The sequence below is a fragment of the Paenarthrobacter sp. NPDC090522 genome (assembly GCF_044769225.1).
Taxonomy (GTDB): domain Bacteria; phylum Actinomycetota; class Actinomycetes; order Actinomycetales; family Micrococcaceae; genus Arthrobacter.
Window position 1 is genome coordinate 1 of record NZ_JBIVXL010000024.1, and the last position, 16,912, is coordinate 16,912.

Below are 16,912 nucleotides of genomic sequence, written 5' to 3' on the forward strand. Positions count from 1 at the left end.
CCCACCCTCAACCTCGAAACCCCAGCCAACCGGCTTAACCAGCTGCTACAAGCGGCCTAACCCCCCAGCGTTGCTCCCACCCCTTGACTCCGCCCCCTCAAAACGCGCTCTACTGCGACTCAGTTGGGTTCGACAGGGCAGGCGGGGTCAGCGGTTCCGGATCAGCGCCGCGATCTCCGCAAAGCCGAGCCGCTCCGCGTTCTGCAGGGCGGTTCGGCCCTGCGGGTCGCGGATATCCGGATCGGCTCCGGCGGCCAACAACTGCCGGACCACGTCTTGCTGCTTGGGTCCGCCGTTGTTGAGCAGGATCGCTTCCTGCATGGCGGTCCAGCCCAGATTGTTGACGTGGTCCACCGGCACTCCGGCGGCGATCAGGATCCGTACGGTGTCCGTGTGTCCGTGCTCGCTCGCGGGGATCAGGGCAGTGCCGCCGTAACGGTTGATGCTGCGGACATCGGCCCCGGCCTGCAAGGTCAACTGCAGGACTTCGTTGAACCCCTCGGCTCCGGCGTAGAGGAAGGCGGAGTCCTGGATGTCGTCCTTCGCGTTCACGTTGCCGCCAGCCGCGATCAACTCACGGACCCGCGCAGGATCGTTGGCTTTCGCGGCCAGGATCAGGAGCCGGTCGGTTTCCATTTGAGCCTCCGGTGACAGTTTGGGTGGCACAACAGCCGACGACGCCGGCCCGGGACCGGCGCTCGACGCTGCGGCTGGGCTGGGGGCTGCTTGAGTGGTGGCCGGGCCGGAAGGCGAGGAAACCGCCGTCGAGCCTGACGAACCGGCCGTCGGTGAACCAGCCGGGTCCGCAGGCGAAGCCGGGGCGCAGCCGGCCACGAATCCGGCGATCAGCAGCAGCCCCGCCCCCACCACCGGCGTTTTTGTACAAGAAACACTCTTAGAGCGCGTCCAAGAGCGCAGCATCCGTTCAAAAACTCCGGAGGGGGACTTCATCTCCAAAGGCTACTTCGCCGCTGCGGCAAGCGCCTCGGCACCCGCGGTTGCGCAGGCTTCATCGAGGGCACCATCGGGAGCACCGCCGACGCCAATGCCTGCCACGGAGACGCCGTTGACCTTGACGGGCACGCCGCCTGCCAGGAAGAGGGTGCCGGGGAGGTCGGCGATGGACGGGCCGTTGCCGTTGATGCGCTTGGCCAGTTCACTGGTGGGGGCGCCGAACGCAGCGGCGGTGTAGGCCTTCTGCTTGGCGGCCTCGATGGTGTGTTCGGCGGCGTTGTCACCGCGGAGGAGTGCCTGGACGGTGCCGAAGCGGTCCACCAAGGCAACGGTCACGAACGGAAGCTTGTCCGCCTGGCACTTGGCGAGCGCAGCATAGACGGCCTTGCTGGAGGCACCAACGGTAATGCGGTTCTGGGCGACCACGTTCTCTGCAGCGGGTGTGACCTCGGCGGGAGCCTTGGCGGCAGCGACGACCGGCGCGGCTTCGGGGGCAACAGCGTTGGCCACAGCCGTGATCCCACCGGTGAGCAGCAGTACTCCGGCAGCGGCGGCGGCAATCATCTTGTTGGACTTCTTCATGGGTTCTCCTTGGCACGTTCTTGGGTACATCTCCATGCTTCCGGCCAACACCCGGCGCCCACATCGGCCAGCCGCCGGTCCCGGGCTCAGCCTTTCCGTCGGCGGTATCAGCCAAAAGGTGGAGAGACCTGCAACCGTGCGGGACCTAGCATGGAAAGAGCGCCCTCAACCGAACGGGAACCACCCATGACACCTGCCCCCAAGCCGCTGCTCGACGGCCACCTGGATGGCCGCATCGACGTAGTGGTCCACCTCGGCTTTGCGGTGCTCATGGTCGCCTCGGGCGTCCGGTACGTCATGCGCCACGCACCCGCGGACAACCTCTGGGCCGTCGCGCTGGCCGCGGCCGTGTGCGCCCTCTACGCTGCAACAGCCGTCCTGGCCCGGCGGAACCGCGGCCCGTGGCTTCCGTGGATGGTCGCCCTGCTCGCAGCCTGGGCAGCGCTGGTCATCGTGGCGCCCAGCTTCGCGTGGTGCTCGTTCGCCATCTTCTTCCTCTGCCGCAGCGTTTTCCGCGGCTGGCCCGCGTATGTTGCCGGCGGCGCAACGGCTGCCGCCACCGCCGTCGGGCTGTTCCGCCTGAGCGACTGGACCGATGTCGCCATGGTGCTGGGTCCGCTGGCCGCGGGCGTTCTGCTGACCTTGATCTACGACAAGATCGAGCGCGACGCCGCTGTGCAACGGAAGTTGCTGGCGGACGTTTCCACGGCCCAGGACCAGCTCGCCGCGAGTGAGCGCGCTGCCGGAATTGCGGCCGAGCGCGAGCGCGTATCCCGCGAGATCCACGACACCGTGACGCAGGGCCTGGCCAGCAGCCTGCTCCTGCTGGAGGCAACCCAGCGCTCCTGGCCTGAACCGTCAGCCCAGGATGACCTGCTCAAGGCCACCGGACTCCTCCGCCGGAACCTGGCAGATACCCGCAGCCTGGTCCACGAACTTTCGGCTCCGGGCCTCGAATCCGGTCCACTGGAAGAGGCCCTGGAGCACGCGGCCAGGCAGTACGTGCCCGCCATCAGCGTTCACGTCACCGGTGACCCCCGGGCCGTCCCGCCGGAACTTCGGCACACCCTGCTCCGCGTCACCCAGAGCGCCGCGGCCAACATCGGCCTGCATGCCGAGGCCCGGCACTCGAGCTTGACCCTCGGTTACCTTCCGGGGGCGGTCACTTTGGACATGTACGACGACGGCCGCGGCTTTGATCCCGGAGCGGTGCCTGCCCCGTCGGAAGCCGGAGGGTACGGGCTGCGGGCCATGCGGCAGCGGGTGGAACAGTTGGGCGGACAATTGTCCGTGGAAAGCACACCCGGCGAAGGCACCATCATCGCGGCCCAGTTGCCCCTACGCTCTCCGGAGGAGACCCCGTGACCACCATCTCCGTGCTCCTTGTGGATGACCACACCGTGGTCCGGAGCGGACTCAAGGCGCTGCTTGGCACCCAGGCGGACATCGCCGTCGTCGCCGAAGCCGCCTCCGGCGAGGAAGCATTGCAGGCCGCCGAAGCGCATTCCCCGGCCGTGATCCTGATGGACCTGGCCATGGGGCCCGGCATGGACGGGATCGAGGCCATCAAGCAGGTGCGGCAGCGCAATCCGCGGCAGGCGATCATTGTGTTCACCACCTATGATTCCGACGCGGACATTGTCCGGGCCGTGGATGCGGGCGCCATGGGCTACCTGCTCAAGGACGCGGCACCGGAGGAGATCTTCGCCGCCGTCCGCGGGGCCGTGCAGGGCAAGAGCGTCATGAGTGCACCCGTGGCCTCCAGGCTGTTCCAGCAACTCCGCAATCCGGACGAGATCCTTACGCCGCGCGAGGCGGAATTGCTCAGCCTCCTCACCCAGGGCCTCAGCAACCGCGACCTGGGCAAACGGCTGTTCATCTCCGAAGCCACCGTCAAAACGCACCTTGCCCACATCTACGCCAAGCTCGGCGTGGAAACCCGCGCCGCCGCCATCGCCACGGCGATCCGGCGTGAAGGAATGCGCTGAGTTTCCCGGACTTCAGCTATATCTCCGGCAGGGACTTTGGCTTAAACTGGCGCTATGTCCGACGCCTCAGGACGCAAGATGTTCAAGCATTCCGGAACGGCACTCCTGTTCCGCGGGATCCTGGCTGTGCTGTTCGGCTTCGCCATCGCAGCCCTTCCCGTGTCCACCGTTTTCGCTTTGGTGTTCGTGTTCGGCGTCTTCGCGATCGTCGACGGCCTCACCAATGTTGCCCACTACTTCTACGATCCCTCCCGCCATTCCCGGTGGTCCCTGATCGGCGGCTTCATTTCCATCGCCGCGGGCCTTGTGGCCGTCGCCTGGCCCGGTATGACGGCGGCTGCCTTGGCAGTGTTGATCGGATTGTGGGCGCTGATCCTGGGCGTCTCCGAAATCATCCTGGCCTTCGCGGCCCGAAGCACTATGAGCGGCTGGCCTGTCTGGCTGCTCACCGGTGTGGTGACGGCCCTCTTCGGGCTGCTGGTGATCGTCAACCCGGGCCTCGGGTTCCTTGCCATGGCGGGCTTCCTGGCCGCGTTTGCCGTGATCGCCGGACTGCTCCTGATCGTGTGCGGCATCAGGCTCCGCCGGGGCGCACGAAGCCCCTTGGTCTACGCCAACTGACCCGGGTCGCAGAGCGTCCGGACCGGTAGCAATCCTTTCGAAGGGGATGCGCGAGGCCCCAAGTTCGGTAAGTTAGTGGCTGTGAAGATAGCTACCTGGAACGTGAACTCCCTCCGTGCCCGCGCCGACCGCGTGGAAGCCTGGCTTGAGCGCAGCGACTGCGATGTCCTGGCCATCCAGGAGACCAAATGCAAGGACGACAACTTCCCGTGGGAGCTCTTCGAGCGCATGGGCTACGAGGTAGCCCATTTCGGCGTCAACCAGTGGAACGGCGTAGCCATCGCCTCCCGGGTGGGCTTGGAAGACGTGGAGCGGACCTTCATCGACCAGCCGGCCTTCGGCAAAGCGGGCAAGAACCCTGCCCAGGAAGCCCGCGCCATCGCGGCAACGTGCGGCGGCATCCGTGTCTGGAGCCTCTACGTGCCCAACGGCCGTTCGCTCGACGACGAGCACATGCCGTACAAGATCAAGTGGCTGGAAGTACTCCAGGGCCAGGCTGCCGAATGGGTCCAGACAGATCCCAACGCCCAGATCGCCCTCATGGGTGACTGGAACATCGCACCGTTCGACGACGATGTGTGGGATATCCAACTGTTCCGCGACAACAACTTCACCCACGTCAGCGAACCGGAGCGCGCTGCGTTCCACGCCTTCGAAACCGCCGGCTTTACCGACGTCGTCCGCCCCTACACCCCGGGTCCCGGCGTCTACACCTACTGGGACTACACGCAGCTGCGCTTCCCCAAGAAGGAAGGCATGCGTATCGACTTCTGCCTCGCTTCGGCGCCGCTGGCCGCCCGGGTTACTGGCGCGTCGATCGACCGCGAGGAGCGCAAGGGCAAGGGCGCCTCTGACCACGCTCCCGTGATTGTGGAACTCGCGGACTAACCACCCAACGACTCGGAGTGAAAGGGGCTGGCTGGACATGAGTGGAAACCTGTACAGGGGCCAGGCCGGCCTGCCCTTTTCGTCTTCGCTGCGGATCTACGAGCCGCTCGAGGCCTTTCCTGCAGAACAGCAGCGCCAGCTCGTGGCGGACGGGGGCAGGATCGGTTCCCGGGCCGCCGTCGAAAATGCGGAACTGCAGGCCTCTCTGGGACGCATCACGCGCACCGGCGGCGACCCGTTTCCGACCGGACGAACCGACCTTGTGCGCATGACCCGCGTCCCCAACGGGCGGCACGCCGCACCGGTTGACTCCGGTGAAGAGACGCCAGCGAACGACGCCGGTCGCCTGCTTTACTGCCCCAGCCAACTGGTGATCCGGGCCGGCTTGGCGGCAAACGCCCTCATGGACGGGGTGCACAGCCCGCTCGCGGACCTGCTGATTCCGGTCTCGCAGCGCGACAGGCACCAGGTCCGGATTGACCGCATCAACGCCGGGGACGACGCCAAGCGCGTCCACACCCGTGCCTCGACGTGGGGCATCCCCTTCAGCTGGTTCTCGCTCTTCGCTGAGTCGGACCGCAAGGACGTTGTGGAGTCGGACGGACACATTGTCACCGTCCGGGTGTGGACCCCGCTCACCGAAGCACTGGACCGGGCACGCTTCGCCGTGGCCCACCTTGCCCTGGCAGCACCGGACCTGGACATGCTGGACGATCTCACCCAGCTCACCGAATGGCTGGAACTCTTCCACGTCCAGTCCATGGTGGAACTGGACTACGGGGCCGTGGCGGACAAGGTGTATCCGGACGAATCCCCCATGGATGTGCGCCTCGGCATCGAGTGCCTGGCCGAAGGTGACATGACAGGGGCGGCTGCGGCATACAGGCGCCTGGCCTCGCGCTGGATCCCCATCCGGCAACTGGCCCGGGCCTCCTAGCTTTCCCTACCGGCAGGGCGGGGCAGTTGTCTCGCGGACGATCAACTCGTGCGGAGCCGTCTGCGAGCGGACGGCCCCGGCATGGCCGTCGAGTTCGTCAAGCAGCATCCTGGTGCCCAACTCGGCTTGGTTGTCGGGCCGCTGTCCTACCGTGGTCAGGCCCAGGGATGCCGAGAAATCGTGGTCGTCGATGCCGATCACGGACAAGTCCTCGGGTACCCGCACCCCGTGGCGAGCCGCCTCGAAAATGACGCCCATGGCCATTTCATCCGACGAACAGAAAATCGCCGTCGGCTTCCGGCCGGGCTGGCTCCACAAGCGGTTGAAGGCCTGCTGTCCGCTGGGCACGGTGAAGTCCCCCCACTCGTCCCATTCGGGACGGACGTCCAGTCCGGCGTCGGACATGACTTCCTGGAAGGCGCGGATACGGACGCGGGGAACATCGAAGTTCAAGTCCGTTTCGTCGTCGCCGTGCAGTAACGCGATGTCCTTATGCCCCAGGTCCAGCAGGTGGCGCACGGCGGTGGAAGCCGCATCGTAGTCGTTAATTCCTATGTAGGCGCAGTCCTCGACGTGACCGCCAACCACCACCAATGGAATGTCGATCTTGTGGAGGTGTTCCAGTTCTTCCTCGCTCAGCGCCATGCAAAGCACCAGGAGGGCGTCGATCTGCTTGTAGACCATGGTGGAGCTGAACAGCCGCTCACGATTGCTCCCGTGGCCGCCGAGGTTGAACAGGGACAGGTTGTACTTGCGCGAGTGCAATTCCCGGTCTGCTCCCTCGATGGCCTTGGAGAAGAACCAGCGGCTCACGAAAGGAGCCAGCACTCCGATGGTTCGCGTCCGCCCGGTAGCCAGGCCTGAAGCGGAAGAACTGGCGACGTAGCCCAGCGAGGCCGCTACCTCAAGGATCTTCTCGCGGGTTGCGGGTGAGACCCGTGGCAGTCCGCGCACAGCCCTGGAAACTGTCGCTGTGGATACCCCGGCGGCGGCTGCGACGTCTTCGATGCTGACGCCCGTATGGCCACCGCGCTGGGACCGTTCGTTCGTTTTAGCCACTAAAGCCCCCTCATTAGGTGCATGCCGAAGGCCGAGGGCTCCTCCCAGACGGCGTCGTTAAGCCTATCCGCCTGTGTGCCCTTCACCGATTTTGCACGGCTTGATGTCGACCCACTGTTAAGTTGAGGTGCTGTTCGATTGTGGCGCCGCGTCAGGTGGGGCGCCGGGTCAATTGAGTCGCCGGGACGTCCTTTCCGGGAGTTTGCGGCGGAGCCGGATCATGCCCCACAACGCAAGGACAGTGGCCAGGAGGCCCAGGGCCCAGCCCAAGGCGGGCTGGGCCGTAAGTTCCATGTACACCGTGACGGCCAACAGGACCAACGCCCAGAAACCCAGGAGCCCGATGATGATGTCGAAATCCTCGCCGGAGCGCACGCGCTTGGTATGCGGATCGACTTTCCGGGCCGCCGCAGCTTGCTGGCGCCGGCTTGCAGGGCTGCTCACTTCACTGCACCTGCCGTGAGGCCGGCGACGATCTTACGCTGGAAGACCAGCACCAGGATCACCAGCGGCACCGTGACCACAGTGCCCGCTGCCATGATGGCGGTGTAAGGCTCCTGCTGCGGCTGCGAGCCGGCGAAGTAGGCGATGGCCACTGTGACCGTCCTGGTGTCGTCGTTGGACAACTGGCTCGCGATCAGGAATTCGTTCCATGCCGAGATGAACGCCAGGATGGCCGTGGTGAAGGTGGCCGGAGCCGCGAGCGGCAGGATCACCTTGCGGAAGGCCTGGCCTTGCGTGCAGCCGTCGATGCGGGCAGCTTCTTCAAGCTCCCACGGCATCTCCCGGAAGAACGAGGTCAGCGTGTACACCGTCAACGGGAGCACGAACGAGATGTTTGGGATGATCAGCGCCTGGTAGGTACCCATCCAGCCGATGTTGGTGAACAGCTGGAAGAGCGGGGTCACCAAGGCGACGCCCGGGAACATCGAGGCCCCCAGGATGAAGCCGAGCACCAGGAACTTGAACCGGAAGTTCAACCGGGCCAAGGCATAGGCGGCAAACACGCCTACGATCAAGGCGATGATCGTGGTTACGGCACCCACGAACAAGCTGTTCAGCAGGTTCTTGCCGAAGTGGTTGCCCAGGCTCTCGTCGAAGACGGTTGCAAAGTTGTCCCAGGTGAAGTGCGTGAAGAACGGCGTGGTGTCGAAGGTAAATCCAACATCACGGAAGGCCGTGACGATCATCCAGTAGAACGGCGCGAGGCACCAGATCAGGATGACGATTGCGCTGACGTAGGTACGGAACGAACCCCAGTTGAATGGACGCTTCGGCCGTTCAGAGGGAGCTGTGGAAGACCTTGTTGCTGTGGCTGTTGCCATGTCACTTCGCCTTTCCGGACGATGACGCGGCATCGACCGCGTTGGCCCCTAGGAATCTCACAAAGATAAAGGCCACAAGGAAGATGACTATGAAGGTGATGGTGGATAGCGCCGCCGCCGAATTGAATCCTTGCCTGATTTGTTGGACCACCAGGATGGACAGGGTGGTGGTGCCGTTGGCGCCACCGGTCATGATGGCAGGAAGGTCGTACATACGGAGGGCGTCCAGCACACGGAACAGGATGGCGACCATGAGCGCCGGCCTCACCAACGGAAGGGTGATCAGGCGGAAGCGCTGCCACGTGGACGCACCGTCCACCTTGGCGGCCTCGTAGACCTCGTCCGGGATCAGTTGCAGGCCTGCCAGGATCAGCAGTGCCATGAAGGGGGTCGTCTTCCAAACATCCGAAATGATGATGGCCCATTTGGCGGGCCATTCAGAACCGGTCCAGAGGATCTGGGTGCCGAACAGTTTGTTGGCGATGCCTTCGAAAGCGAAGATGAAGAACCAGAGCTTGGCCGTGACGGCCGTCGGGATGGCCCACGGAACCAGCACGGCTGCACGGATCAGGCTGCGGCCACGGAAAGCGCGGGCCATGATGATGGCCATCCAGAAGCCGAGCACCGTTTCAAAGGCAACGGTGACCACGGTAAAGAAGAACGTGGTCCCCATGGAGTCCCAGAATTGGGCGCCCAGGGTGCCCGGAGGACACGCGACCGCTCCGCCTCCGGGCGCGGTACATTGCTGCGCCAGCCAGTGAACGTAGTTGTCGAAGCCGGCGGGACCACCCTCGGAGAAGAATCCGGTGGCGGGGTCCAGGCCGGAATCCTTTTGGAACGACATGATGATGGCGTTGACCACCGGATAGATGATCACGATCGCCAGGAGGATCAGTGATGGAGCCAGGAGCGTGGAGGCCCAGCGTCCCTGTGTTACTTGCTTGCGGTCCGCGCTTTCGCGCCCGGGCATCTTGTGTTCGGCAGCCGACGTCGTCTGCGGTTTTTGTAGTTCTGTTGACATGACAAGACTCCTGTCAGGGAGAAGGCCGTTGCCGGAGTCCGGCCGTCCGCCCTTGAGGGCAGACGGCCGGACGAGGGCCGGGGTGGTTACTTGGCTCCGGCCGACTCAATTGCCGACTGCATGTCGGAGATGGCCGAGTCCACGGTCTTCTCACCCTTGAGCGCTGCATAGGCGTTGTCCTGGACGGCCTTGGTGACGGCCGGGTAGAACGGCGTCACGGGACGCGGAACAGCGTTCTCGATGGACGTCTTAAGGACCGGCAGGTATGGCAGTTTGGTGACCAGTTCCTGATCGTCGTACAGCTTGGTCAGGACCGGGGCAAGGGAGCCCTGGGTGGCGTAGAAGCGCTGGGTCTCTTCGCTGGTGATGTACTTGATGAAGTCCGCAACGGTCGCCTTGTTCTTGGAGTAGACACTCATGGCGATGTTGTGACCACCCAGCGAGGAGGCACCGGGGCCGTCCTTGCCCGGAAGGGGAGCCATCTTGAAGGTGTCCTTCACCGTGGAGGAACCGTCGGTCTTGGCCAGGTTGTAGACGTACGGCCAGTTGCGGAGGAAGAGGAGCTTGCCGGCTTCAAACGCCTGGCGTCCTTGCTCTTCCTGGAAGGTCACGGCCTCGGTGGGGATGTTTCCGTCCTTGTAAGCCTGGACCAGGTTGTTGAGGCCCGCCTTGGCTTCAGCGGAGTTGACGGCCGCCTTTCCGGAATCGTCCACGATCTTGCCGCCGGCGGAGTTGATGGCTTCTGCCGCGTTAACCGTCAGGCCCTCGTACTTGGCGAACTGGCCCGCGTAGCAGCCAATGTTGTTCTGCTTGGCGATATCGCACATCTTCATCATCTCGTCCCAGGTCTTGGGCGGGGTGGTGACGAGGTCGCCGCGGTAGTACAGGATGCCGCCGTCCGAGCTCTGCGGAGCTGCGTACAGGGTTCCGTTGTAGGTGGCGCTCTTGACGGTGGATTCGAGCATGCCGTCAGTTGAGATGGCAGTCTTGTCCTTGAGAGGCTGCAGCCAGCCCTTTGCCGCGAATTCAGCAACCCAGATGAGGTCGACGCTCATGACGTCGTAGTTGGCGTTCTTCGCCTGGAAGTTCTGGACGAGGTCGTCGTGCTGCTGGTCAGCCTGGTCCGACTGCTCCTTGAACGTCACCTTCTCGTTCGGGTGTGCGGCGTTCCACTTATCGATGAGGGGGCGGACAACGTTGCTGTTGTCCTTGCCCTGCACATACGTGATCGGCCCGCGGCCGTCGAGGTTGTTGGCTGCGTCGCCGCTCGCACCGCCGGTGCTCGAGCCGCCGCCTCCGCCCCCGCCGCCACACGCGCTGAGGGACATGGCAAGGACTCCGGCGATCGCTGCCGGAAGAAGGTACTTCTTCGATTTCATGCTGGGAACTCCTCGGTGAGTGGACCAGGTAATTTCCGCGATGCGGTTGATGTGGTGAGGCTCACACTAGCGAGGTACCCCGACGCAATGCAAGCGCTTACACCGAAGTTAATCACAACGATACCAAGCAGCCTGATTGTTGGGGATTTTGGTAGGCGCACGCCCGCGCGATAGCACCGTCGGAGGCGTACAGACGACTCCGTGACGACAAAGTTCGATTTGATTGCCCAAGGTTGCCTATGGAACAGTGGGAAGCGTGGATGAATTCGAAGCACTCCAGACCATCGGCCGCCTCATCAAGGAAGAACGGCTGGCCCAAGGGCTGAGTCAAGTGCAGTTGGCCAAGCAGGCCGGAACCGCCATCAAGACCGTGCGCACCCTCGAATCGGGCACGCGACGCACCCAGGAGATCAACCAGCGCAAGCTTGAACACGCCCTGGGTTGGCGTGCGGGCTCAGTGTCCGAGGTCCTCAAGGGCAAATCCACGTTCGCGCCGGACCAGATCACTCCGGACGATATGCGGAGCAGCGACGGCGCCCGCCCCCTGGCCAATCCCTACATCGGCATACCGGCCGCACCCATCGCCAAGGCAGCCCACCTCAGCGATGAGGAGCTCCTTGCCGAACTGACCTACCGCATGATGCAGCGCACCAGGGACTAAAGTGACTTCCGGCGCACCATCTCGTTGATCCAGCTGGGCGCGAAGGGGGAGGTGCAGTTCGGCGGCGTCGGGTAATCCTTGAGCACCTCCAGCCGCTCTCCGATATCCAGCGCCCTGGGCCGGAGTTCCGCGTGCTCGATCCCGATCTGGGCCAGGCAGGTGTTCATGGCCCACTGCAGGCGTGGAGAAGCATCTTTCATATCCTGCTCAATGATGTCCAGGAGTCGCTCAAGCTTTAGCCCCCCGGGGGACTTGTCCACACATTCGGAAGTCAGCGCCCACCCTGCGCTGGCGACCACAGGGTCCGGATCGTCGAACCATTCCCGGCGCAACTCCTCGGCGTGGGGGCTCTTCTTCACCACGTAGTTGACCAGCCAGTCATGCACCTTCGGCGTCCGCGCGGCACGCAGCATTGCGTCCAGCTCTTCGCGCTCGAAGGCCTTTGGCCGGCAAATCAGCAGCGCCAGCAACTTCGCAGCCGTATCGTCCGTGGCCCAGAGATCCAGCGCAAGTTCCTGCTGGGTCTTCAACCGCTTGGCTACCGCGCGCAGCTTGCTCAGATTGACGGCGTGATCGTCGCCGTGCCTCTCATTGACCTCGCGTGATCGCGGATCCTCAAGGGCCGCAAGTTCCGCCATTACCTCGGCCACGACGGCGGCATGCGCCGGGGATGCGGGCGAAGTCGCTTCGGCCACTGTTGTTCCGGCCATCCCTGGCCTCCTGTTCATGAAGTCTGTGGGTCCCAGCCTACTGGGAGCGTCGGTAGGCGGCGGTGGCATGGAGGAAGCGGACTCGCTGAAGCTGCGGAGGTGCTCAGGCATCGAGGCTGCGAGGCTGCGAGGCTGCGACAACGCACTGGCACGTCAGCGCACTGACACACCGTTAGCGTACGTGCCTCACCGGGATACCGTACTAGCCTCACCGGGATACCGTACTTGCCTCACCGGGACGGGTCAGCCCGCCCGCAAACGCACGACGGCGGCCCATCGCCCCGGGATTCCCGTTGACCATGGACCGCCATCATTCCGGACGGTGCGGCTTACTTTTCGCCCTTGAACAATCCGGCAATCTTGGAACCAAGTCCTTTGACGTTTTCGGCTACGTCGCCAGCGATTTCCTTTGACTTTTCAGCCACATCGCCGGCGAGTTCCTTCGCGTTTTCCCCGACATCGCCCGAGAAGAATTCCTTCACGTTTTCTGCAGCATCCGTGGCGAATTCCTTCACATTTTCAGCGGCATCTCCAGCGAATTCCTTGACATTCTCCACTGCGTCGCCCGCAAATTCCTTGGCATTCTCCAAGGCCTCGCCAGCGAATTCCTTGGCGTTTTCGGCAGCGTCTCCTGCTGCCGCTGCTCCCGTGGTTTCTTCACTCATGGTGTTCTCCTCTGTGACGGTTGGAACGAGGACCACGCACGGCTGACGTTCACTCCGGGCCGGCCTCAACGTGCCAAGGGAGCCTTTCCCCCTGCCCTTTCAAACTATGGGCAAAAACAGCGGCTTGGCAACGCCGGACCCCATCAACGCAACAATCGTCCGCCGGGCCAGGCTCAGCGGACCCGCTCTGCCTTGGTAAACCGCGCCCGTGCCCCGGAAACCATATGTACCAACACAGGCGTCTTTTTCCCGATGACCAGATCCAAGGCCTCAACCATTTGGGAGATTTCCGCGGCCAGGATATGGGGAGCCACGCCTTGCCGGGGCTGAATCCGGATCCGTAATCCCGGCTGGCCCTTCACCTCATACGTAGCCACGGACGAGCCGGCAAGGTCCGTGCGTTCCGCCAAAGCCGCACGCAACGCCTGCTCCGCTACGCCCCCGCCAATCCGGACCGACCCCGGAACGTGGCTGTCGTCGTCGCCCGTCACCAAAAGGTTCGCGCGCCCTTTGCCCTGTTGCGAGAGCCAGGCGACCATGACCGCAATCACCGCAACCAGGATCAGGCCCGCGACAATCCACAGCCAGCTTTCCTCGCGACCTGGGAAGCGCGTTTGGCGGAAGGCCTCTTCAGCTCCGGCCCAGGCGGAGGCCGCCCAGCCGTGCCACCAGGAGGCCACAGCAGGAACCGTGGCCAGGAGGACCAGCAGCAGCCCAATGGCCAAAAGTTTGGCTCCAATGATGAAAAGCAGCACCCGGTTCAGCGCCCGCGGTGTTCCGTTCATGCGCCGATCACCCCCGAGGTCCCCAGGTTCACCCGGACATCCGGCATGGGCACCGGCGACATTTCTTCGAGTTCGGCCCGTACCGCCGAAAGGACCGCCTCCTCGCTGACCCGGCTACCCGACGTCGGCCTGACATTCACCACAACCAGCCGCTGCGACACCACCACCATCACCTGTTCAGGAGTCACGTTGGCGGCCGCCCGCGCGCGGCGGGCCAACGCCGAGGCCAGGACTTCGTCGTCAACCACGACGGCGATCCGCGGGTCCCGGAGCAAATGCCTCGCCCGCCTGCCAGGCAGCAGGGCATGAAGGAAGAAGAACAAACCAACCATGGCGATCACGGCACCGGCGGCACCAAGGAGGAGCGGCTGCATCCCGGCGGGAAGGGCGATGATGCGTTCGGCGGCCGTCCCGGGATCGATCAGCCACGGGGGCTGTCCCACCGCACGCACGCCGGATTCCAAAAGCGCATAGACGCACAGCAGGATCACCAGGACCGCCGCAATCCCTGCCGCTCCGGCACGGGACGAGTGCGTTTCCCGGCGCAGGATCCTGCCCATGGCCGGGTCCTCACCGGCCACGGTCTGACGCGGATCAGTCGGGTTTACGTCCTGTGGTAGGAGCCCTGTTTCCTGGTCCTGGGTCACTGGACCCGGCCTCCTTCCGTGACCTGCGCGCCGCTGATCCTTATATCCACACGGCTCAACTGGGAGCCGCTGAGCTGTGTGACACTGTCCAGCACCTTCGCTTTGGCAGAGACAGCACGGTCCCAGATCGAACCACCAAATCCTTGGACCCGTTGGGGCTGGCGCAGTACTTCACTCAAAGAAGGCACGCTGATAGGTGCCACGATGGACAAAGCCAGCAGGCCGTCGTCGTCCGACCAGTCTGCGCGGATGTCGCCGGGGGCGACACCAAGCGCTTCAGCGGCCGCAGCTTGGGCCAACGATGTCAGAGCCTGGGTACTGATCCGGTTGTGGCCGGCCAGGCTGGTGGTGGGTTCCACAGCCTCAGCCACGCTCATGACGACGAGCGCCGACCCGTAATGGCGTCGAGGACGCTGCGGAGATCGAGCTTGCCGTCCGCCGCGCGTCCCAGAAGGGCGCCGATGCCCATGAAGAGCAAGGAAATGACGAAACCCCAGAACCCAAACTGGAAGGACATGAACGCCACGAAAGCTCCGATGGCGATGCCCACCACGGTCATGCTCATTGGAGTGCCTCCCTCTCCACCGATCCTGTCCTGGCTCCCGCAGGCTTTGGCGGCGGAGCGATGTAGACGTCGGTGACCTCGATGTTCACTTCGATGACCTGCAGGCCCACCAGTTCTTCGACGGCGCGGTAGACCGCGGCCCGCACCTGGTTGGCGACGCCGTGGAGCGGGTGTCCGTAGACCGCCACCAGGTTGATGTCCACGGCAACCTGGGTCTCGCCAACTTCAGCGCGGACGCCGGCAGCGTGGTCCGAACTGCCAACAGCGTCCCGGATGGCGCCGAGGGCACGCGATGGACCCGAGCCCAGGGAATAGACGCCGGGAACGGCCCGGGCGGCTATGCCCGCCACTTTGGCGACGGCGGCCTCGGAGATGATGGTGCGTCCGGTTCCCAGGACCTCTGCCTCGGGCACAGGATCCAGCCGCAACTCCTGACCTGGCACGCTCTGATCTGACAAATGATCTGACACGGAGCACTCCCCTTCTCTTGAATACCACCCTAGCGCCTGCCTCCGACGCTTTGTGAGAGAAGGGAGTGCGCGGCGCAGCTACTTGCAGTTCTTATCCATCCAGTCCTCGATCGGCTTCATCAGTTCCTCGAACTCGGGTTCCCCGTACTTGCTGAAATCCGTGCCTGCCGACTCCGTAAAAGCCCGCAGCTTTTCGAAACTCGGTTTCAGTTCATCGGGCACTTTGTCCTGCATTTGGGATAGTTCCTGCTTGGCCTTTTCAATGTCCTCCGGCTTGCCGCCAACCAAGGCCGCCAGCGGAAGGAGCGTCACGCTCAACATGGCAGCGCTGACGGAAACACAGGCTTCGGACAATGACGTGAATTCACCGTAGGGGCCGTTGGCTGAACCCGTGCCGGCGCCGGTACCCGTGGTTGGGCTGGTGGAAGGAACCCCCACCGAGGGGGCAGCATTCGGTTGGGCCGACGCGCTGGTGGTTGGTGTGGGTGTAGGGATGGGCAGCGGGAACGCGCAGGCACTGAGGGCCAGCGCAGTCCCCACAAGAATTCCAAGCAATTTCGACGTACGTGACCTACTGATCGTGACCATGGTGTCCCCCGTTTGGATGTGTGCGATGACGAACAGGCGAGGCAAGACTACGCCAGCCCACGTGCACTGACCAGAGCCGGGTTATCCACATACCCGCTTTTCCGGGATGAGTCCCTGAGCGCGGCCTGCCTAGACTGGCCAGCACTACGCCACAACAGCCGCTGGGGAGCCTGTCATGCCACACCATTCCTTTGCCCAATTCCTGCCTGACCAGGGATCTCTCTGGATCCGGACTATCGTCTTGGCCGTGTCCGCCGCGCTGCTGTTGGGCGGCTGCCAAGGCGGCACCCCTTTCGAAACAAGCACGACGACGGCGCCGCCCGCCCCACGCTCGTCGGCGCCGGGCTCTTCGTCGCCGGGAACGCCCGCGCCCGGCACTGCGGGGGCCTCAACTGCAGGCACGCCCTCGCAGTCCGGCGTGTACAAGCCAGCGGATGCGACGGGCAAGGCCCAGAACGTGCCGGTGCCGGTGATGCCCGCCTTAGCGAAGGAGAACACGAAGGAAGGGCTGGAGGCGTTTATCCGGTATTGGTACGCGCAACTCTCCTACGTCGACGAGACCGGTGACATGTCGGGCTGGCTTCCCCTGTTTGTGCAGGAGTGCAGGCTTTGTCTGGGACTTCGGGAATCCGGGGATGACGGCTACCGGAACGGGCGATGGTTATCCGGTGGGCGGATTACCGTTGCCACTGTGGAGCACCAATGGATCGACGGGGCGACGCGACAGTGGTCCAAGGTGCAGGTAATTCAGGATGCAATCGACTATCACAACCCTGATGGCAGCGCCGGGCGGGCCCGATCCGAAGCATCAAATGACGCCTTCGCACTGTTTGCTACATACGGAGATAACCGATGGACGGTGGTAGACCTTGGCGTCATCGCGTAAGCCAGGGATCGGCCGTCCACGCTCGCTGGTTACTCTTTCAATCGTTCTGGCGACAGTTCTCACATCGATAGGCCAAATTGCCGCAGCTGACGACGTGTGGGCGGTAAACAACGCTGGCGATCGAGGTATAGATCTGGGCGTTCGTTTCCATATCGATCCTGAGAGCGGCCAATTGCGCCCA

22 protein-coding genes are annotated in these 16,912 nt (G+C 64.0%); 7 read left to right on the plus strand and 15 right to left on the minus strand.

Annotation, left to right across the window (positions count from 1 at the left end):
* Nucleotides 1–147: 147 nt before the first annotated feature.
* Both ACIQT2_RS21300 and ACIQT2_RS21305 read right to left on the minus strand, forming a co-directional pair.
* A complete protein-coding gene (locus tag ACIQT2_RS21300) occupies nucleotides 148–921 on the minus strand; it encodes an ankyrin repeat domain-containing protein (RefSeq protein ID WP_402950662.1) in 774 nt (257 codons plus the stop codon).
* A gap of 39 nt (nucleotides 922–960) precedes the next feature.
* Entirely contained in the window at nucleotides 961–1,536 is a 576-nt protein-coding gene (locus tag ACIQT2_RS21305; protein WP_402950569.1) for a heme-binding protein, read from the minus strand.
* A gap of 186 nt (nucleotides 1,537–1,722) precedes the next feature.
* Between ACIQT2_RS21305 and ACIQT2_RS21310 the strand changes: the two genes are divergently transcribed.
* The 5 genes from ACIQT2_RS21310 to ACIQT2_RS21330 all read left to right on the plus strand — a co-directional run bounded on the left by ACIQT2_RS21310 (nucleotide 1,723) and on the right by ACIQT2_RS21330 (nucleotide 5,970).
* Nucleotides 1,723–2,901: a sensor histidine kinase gene (locus ACIQT2_RS21310; protein WP_402950572.1), complete on the plus strand. Its 1,179-nt coding sequence runs from the start codon at nucleotides 1,723–1,725 to the stop codon at nucleotides 2,899–2,901.
* The gene (locus ACIQT2_RS21315) at nucleotides 2,898–3,524 is read left to right on the plus strand and encodes a response regulator (RefSeq protein WP_402950574.1); all 627 of its coding nucleotides are present in this window, start codon (nucleotides 2,898–2,900) and stop codon (nucleotides 3,522–3,524) included. The genes ACIQT2_RS21310 and ACIQT2_RS21315 overlap by 4 nt, the downstream gene beginning before the upstream one ends.
* Before the next feature lie 54 nt (nucleotides 3,525–3,578).
* Nucleotides 3,579–4,145, plus strand: a complete 567-nt coding sequence (locus ACIQT2_RS21320) for an HdeD family acid-resistance protein (RefSeq protein ID WP_402950577.1) — start codon at nucleotides 3,579–3,581, stop codon at nucleotides 4,143–4,145.
* Nucleotides 4,146–4,226: 81 nt separating this feature from the next.
* Complete coding sequence (locus ACIQT2_RS21325) at nucleotides 4,227–5,033, plus strand: exodeoxyribonuclease III (protein WP_402950580.1); 807 nt, start codon at nucleotides 4,227–4,229, stop codon at nucleotides 5,031–5,033.
* A gap of 37 nt (nucleotides 5,034–5,070) precedes the next feature.
* Entirely contained in the window at nucleotides 5,071–5,970 is a 900-nt protein-coding gene (locus ACIQT2_RS21330; protein ID WP_402950583.1) for a hypothetical protein, read from the plus strand.
* A 6-nt stretch (nucleotides 5,971–5,976) separates the two neighbouring features.
* Here ACIQT2_RS21330 and ACIQT2_RS21335 read toward each other — a convergent pair whose 3' ends face one another.
* The 5 genes from ACIQT2_RS21335 to ACIQT2_RS21355 all read right to left on the minus strand — a co-directional run bounded on the left by ACIQT2_RS21335 (nucleotide 5,977) and on the right by ACIQT2_RS21355 (nucleotide 10,754).
* Entirely contained in the window at nucleotides 5,977–7,029 is a 1,053-nt protein-coding gene (locus ACIQT2_RS21335) for a LacI family DNA-binding transcriptional regulator (protein WP_402950586.1), read from the minus strand.
* A 168-nt stretch (nucleotides 7,030–7,197) separates the two neighbouring features.
* Nucleotides 7,198–7,473, minus strand: coding sequence for a hypothetical protein (locus ACIQT2_RS21340; protein WP_400335490.1), 276 nt, complete (start codon nucleotides 7,471–7,473; stop codon nucleotides 7,198–7,200).
* A complete protein-coding gene (locus ACIQT2_RS21345) occupies nucleotides 7,470–8,354 on the minus strand; it encodes a carbohydrate ABC transporter permease (RefSeq protein ID WP_400335492.1) in 885 nt (294 codons plus the stop codon). Before ACIQT2_RS21345 ends, ACIQT2_RS21340 begins: the two co-directional genes overlap by 4 nt.
* Nucleotide 8,355: 1 nt before the next feature.
* On the minus strand, nucleotides 8,356–9,375 hold the full coding sequence (locus ACIQT2_RS21350) for a carbohydrate ABC transporter permease (protein ID WP_397326219.1): 1,020 nt from the start codon (nucleotides 9,373–9,375) through the stop codon (nucleotides 8,356–8,358).
* A gap of 86 nt (nucleotides 9,376–9,461) precedes the next feature.
* Nucleotides 9,462–10,754 (minus strand): ABC transporter substrate-binding protein, encoded by a 1,293-nt coding sequence (locus ACIQT2_RS21355; protein ID WP_397326220.1) that lies wholly within the window; start codon nucleotides 10,752–10,754, stop codon nucleotides 9,462–9,464.
* Between the two features lie 256 nt (nucleotides 10,755–11,010).
* On the opposite strand from ACIQT2_RS21355, the gene ACIQT2_RS21360 reads away from it, so the two are divergent.
* Entirely contained in the window at nucleotides 11,011–11,415 is a 405-nt protein-coding gene (locus ACIQT2_RS21360) for a multiprotein-bridging factor 1 family protein (protein WP_400335494.1), read from the plus strand.
* Here ACIQT2_RS21360 and ACIQT2_RS21365 read toward each other — a convergent pair.
* From ACIQT2_RS21365 to ACIQT2_RS21400, 8 genes are all read right to left on the minus strand, one after another.
* Nucleotides 11,412–12,125 carry a DNA alkylation repair protein gene (locus tag ACIQT2_RS21365; RefSeq protein WP_402950590.1) on the minus strand — a complete coding sequence of 238 codons (714 nt, stop codon included), beginning with the start codon at nucleotides 12,123–12,125 and terminating at the stop codon, nucleotides 11,412–11,414. The two genes, ACIQT2_RS21360 and ACIQT2_RS21365, sit on opposite strands and share 4 nt — an antisense overlap.
* Before the next feature lie 329 nt (nucleotides 12,126–12,454).
* Nucleotides 12,455–12,790, minus strand: a complete 336-nt coding sequence (locus ACIQT2_RS21370; RefSeq protein WP_402950593.1) for a hypothetical protein — start codon at nucleotides 12,788–12,790, stop codon at nucleotides 12,455–12,457.
* 173 nt (nucleotides 12,791–12,963) lie between these two features.
* Nucleotides 12,964–13,575: a hypothetical protein gene (locus ACIQT2_RS21375; RefSeq protein WP_402950595.1), complete on the minus strand. Its 612-nt coding sequence runs from the start codon at nucleotides 13,573–13,575 to the stop codon at nucleotides 12,964–12,966.
* The gene (locus ACIQT2_RS21380) at nucleotides 13,572–14,222 is read right to left on the minus strand and encodes a DUF6286 domain-containing protein (RefSeq protein ID WP_400335502.1); all 651 of its coding nucleotides are present in this window, start codon (nucleotides 14,220–14,222) and stop codon (nucleotides 13,572–13,574) included. The genes ACIQT2_RS21375 and ACIQT2_RS21380 overlap by 4 nt, the downstream gene beginning before the upstream one ends.
* Nucleotides 14,219–14,599, minus strand: coding sequence for a hypothetical protein (locus tag ACIQT2_RS21385; RefSeq protein ID WP_400335504.1), 381 nt, complete (start codon nucleotides 14,597–14,599; stop codon nucleotides 14,219–14,221). Before ACIQT2_RS21385 ends, ACIQT2_RS21380 begins: the two co-directional genes overlap by 4 nt.
* Complete coding sequence (locus ACIQT2_RS21390) at nucleotides 14,596–14,787, minus strand: DUF2273 domain-containing protein (RefSeq protein ID WP_021471114.1); 192 nt, start codon at nucleotides 14,785–14,787, stop codon at nucleotides 14,596–14,598. The genes ACIQT2_RS21385 and ACIQT2_RS21390 overlap by 4 nt, the downstream gene beginning before the upstream one ends.
* Nucleotides 14,784–15,230, minus strand: coding sequence for an Asp23/Gls24 family envelope stress response protein (locus ACIQT2_RS21395; RefSeq protein WP_400335507.1), 447 nt, complete (start codon nucleotides 15,228–15,230; stop codon nucleotides 14,784–14,786). The genes ACIQT2_RS21390 and ACIQT2_RS21395 overlap by 4 nt, the downstream gene beginning before the upstream one ends.
* A 105-nt stretch (nucleotides 15,231–15,335) precedes the next feature.
* Nucleotides 15,336–15,797, minus strand: a complete 462-nt coding sequence (locus ACIQT2_RS21400) for a hypothetical protein (RefSeq protein WP_402950599.1) — start codon at nucleotides 15,795–15,797, stop codon at nucleotides 15,336–15,338.
* 295 nt (nucleotides 15,798–16,092) lie between these two features.
* On the opposite strand from ACIQT2_RS21400, the gene ACIQT2_RS21405 reads away from it, so the two are divergent.
* The gene (locus ACIQT2_RS21405) at nucleotides 16,093–16,731 is read left to right on the plus strand and encodes a DUF6318 family protein (RefSeq protein ID WP_402950602.1); all 639 of its coding nucleotides are present in this window, start codon (nucleotides 16,093–16,095) and stop codon (nucleotides 16,729–16,731) included.
* Nucleotides 16,732–16,912: the final 181 nt, after the last annotated feature.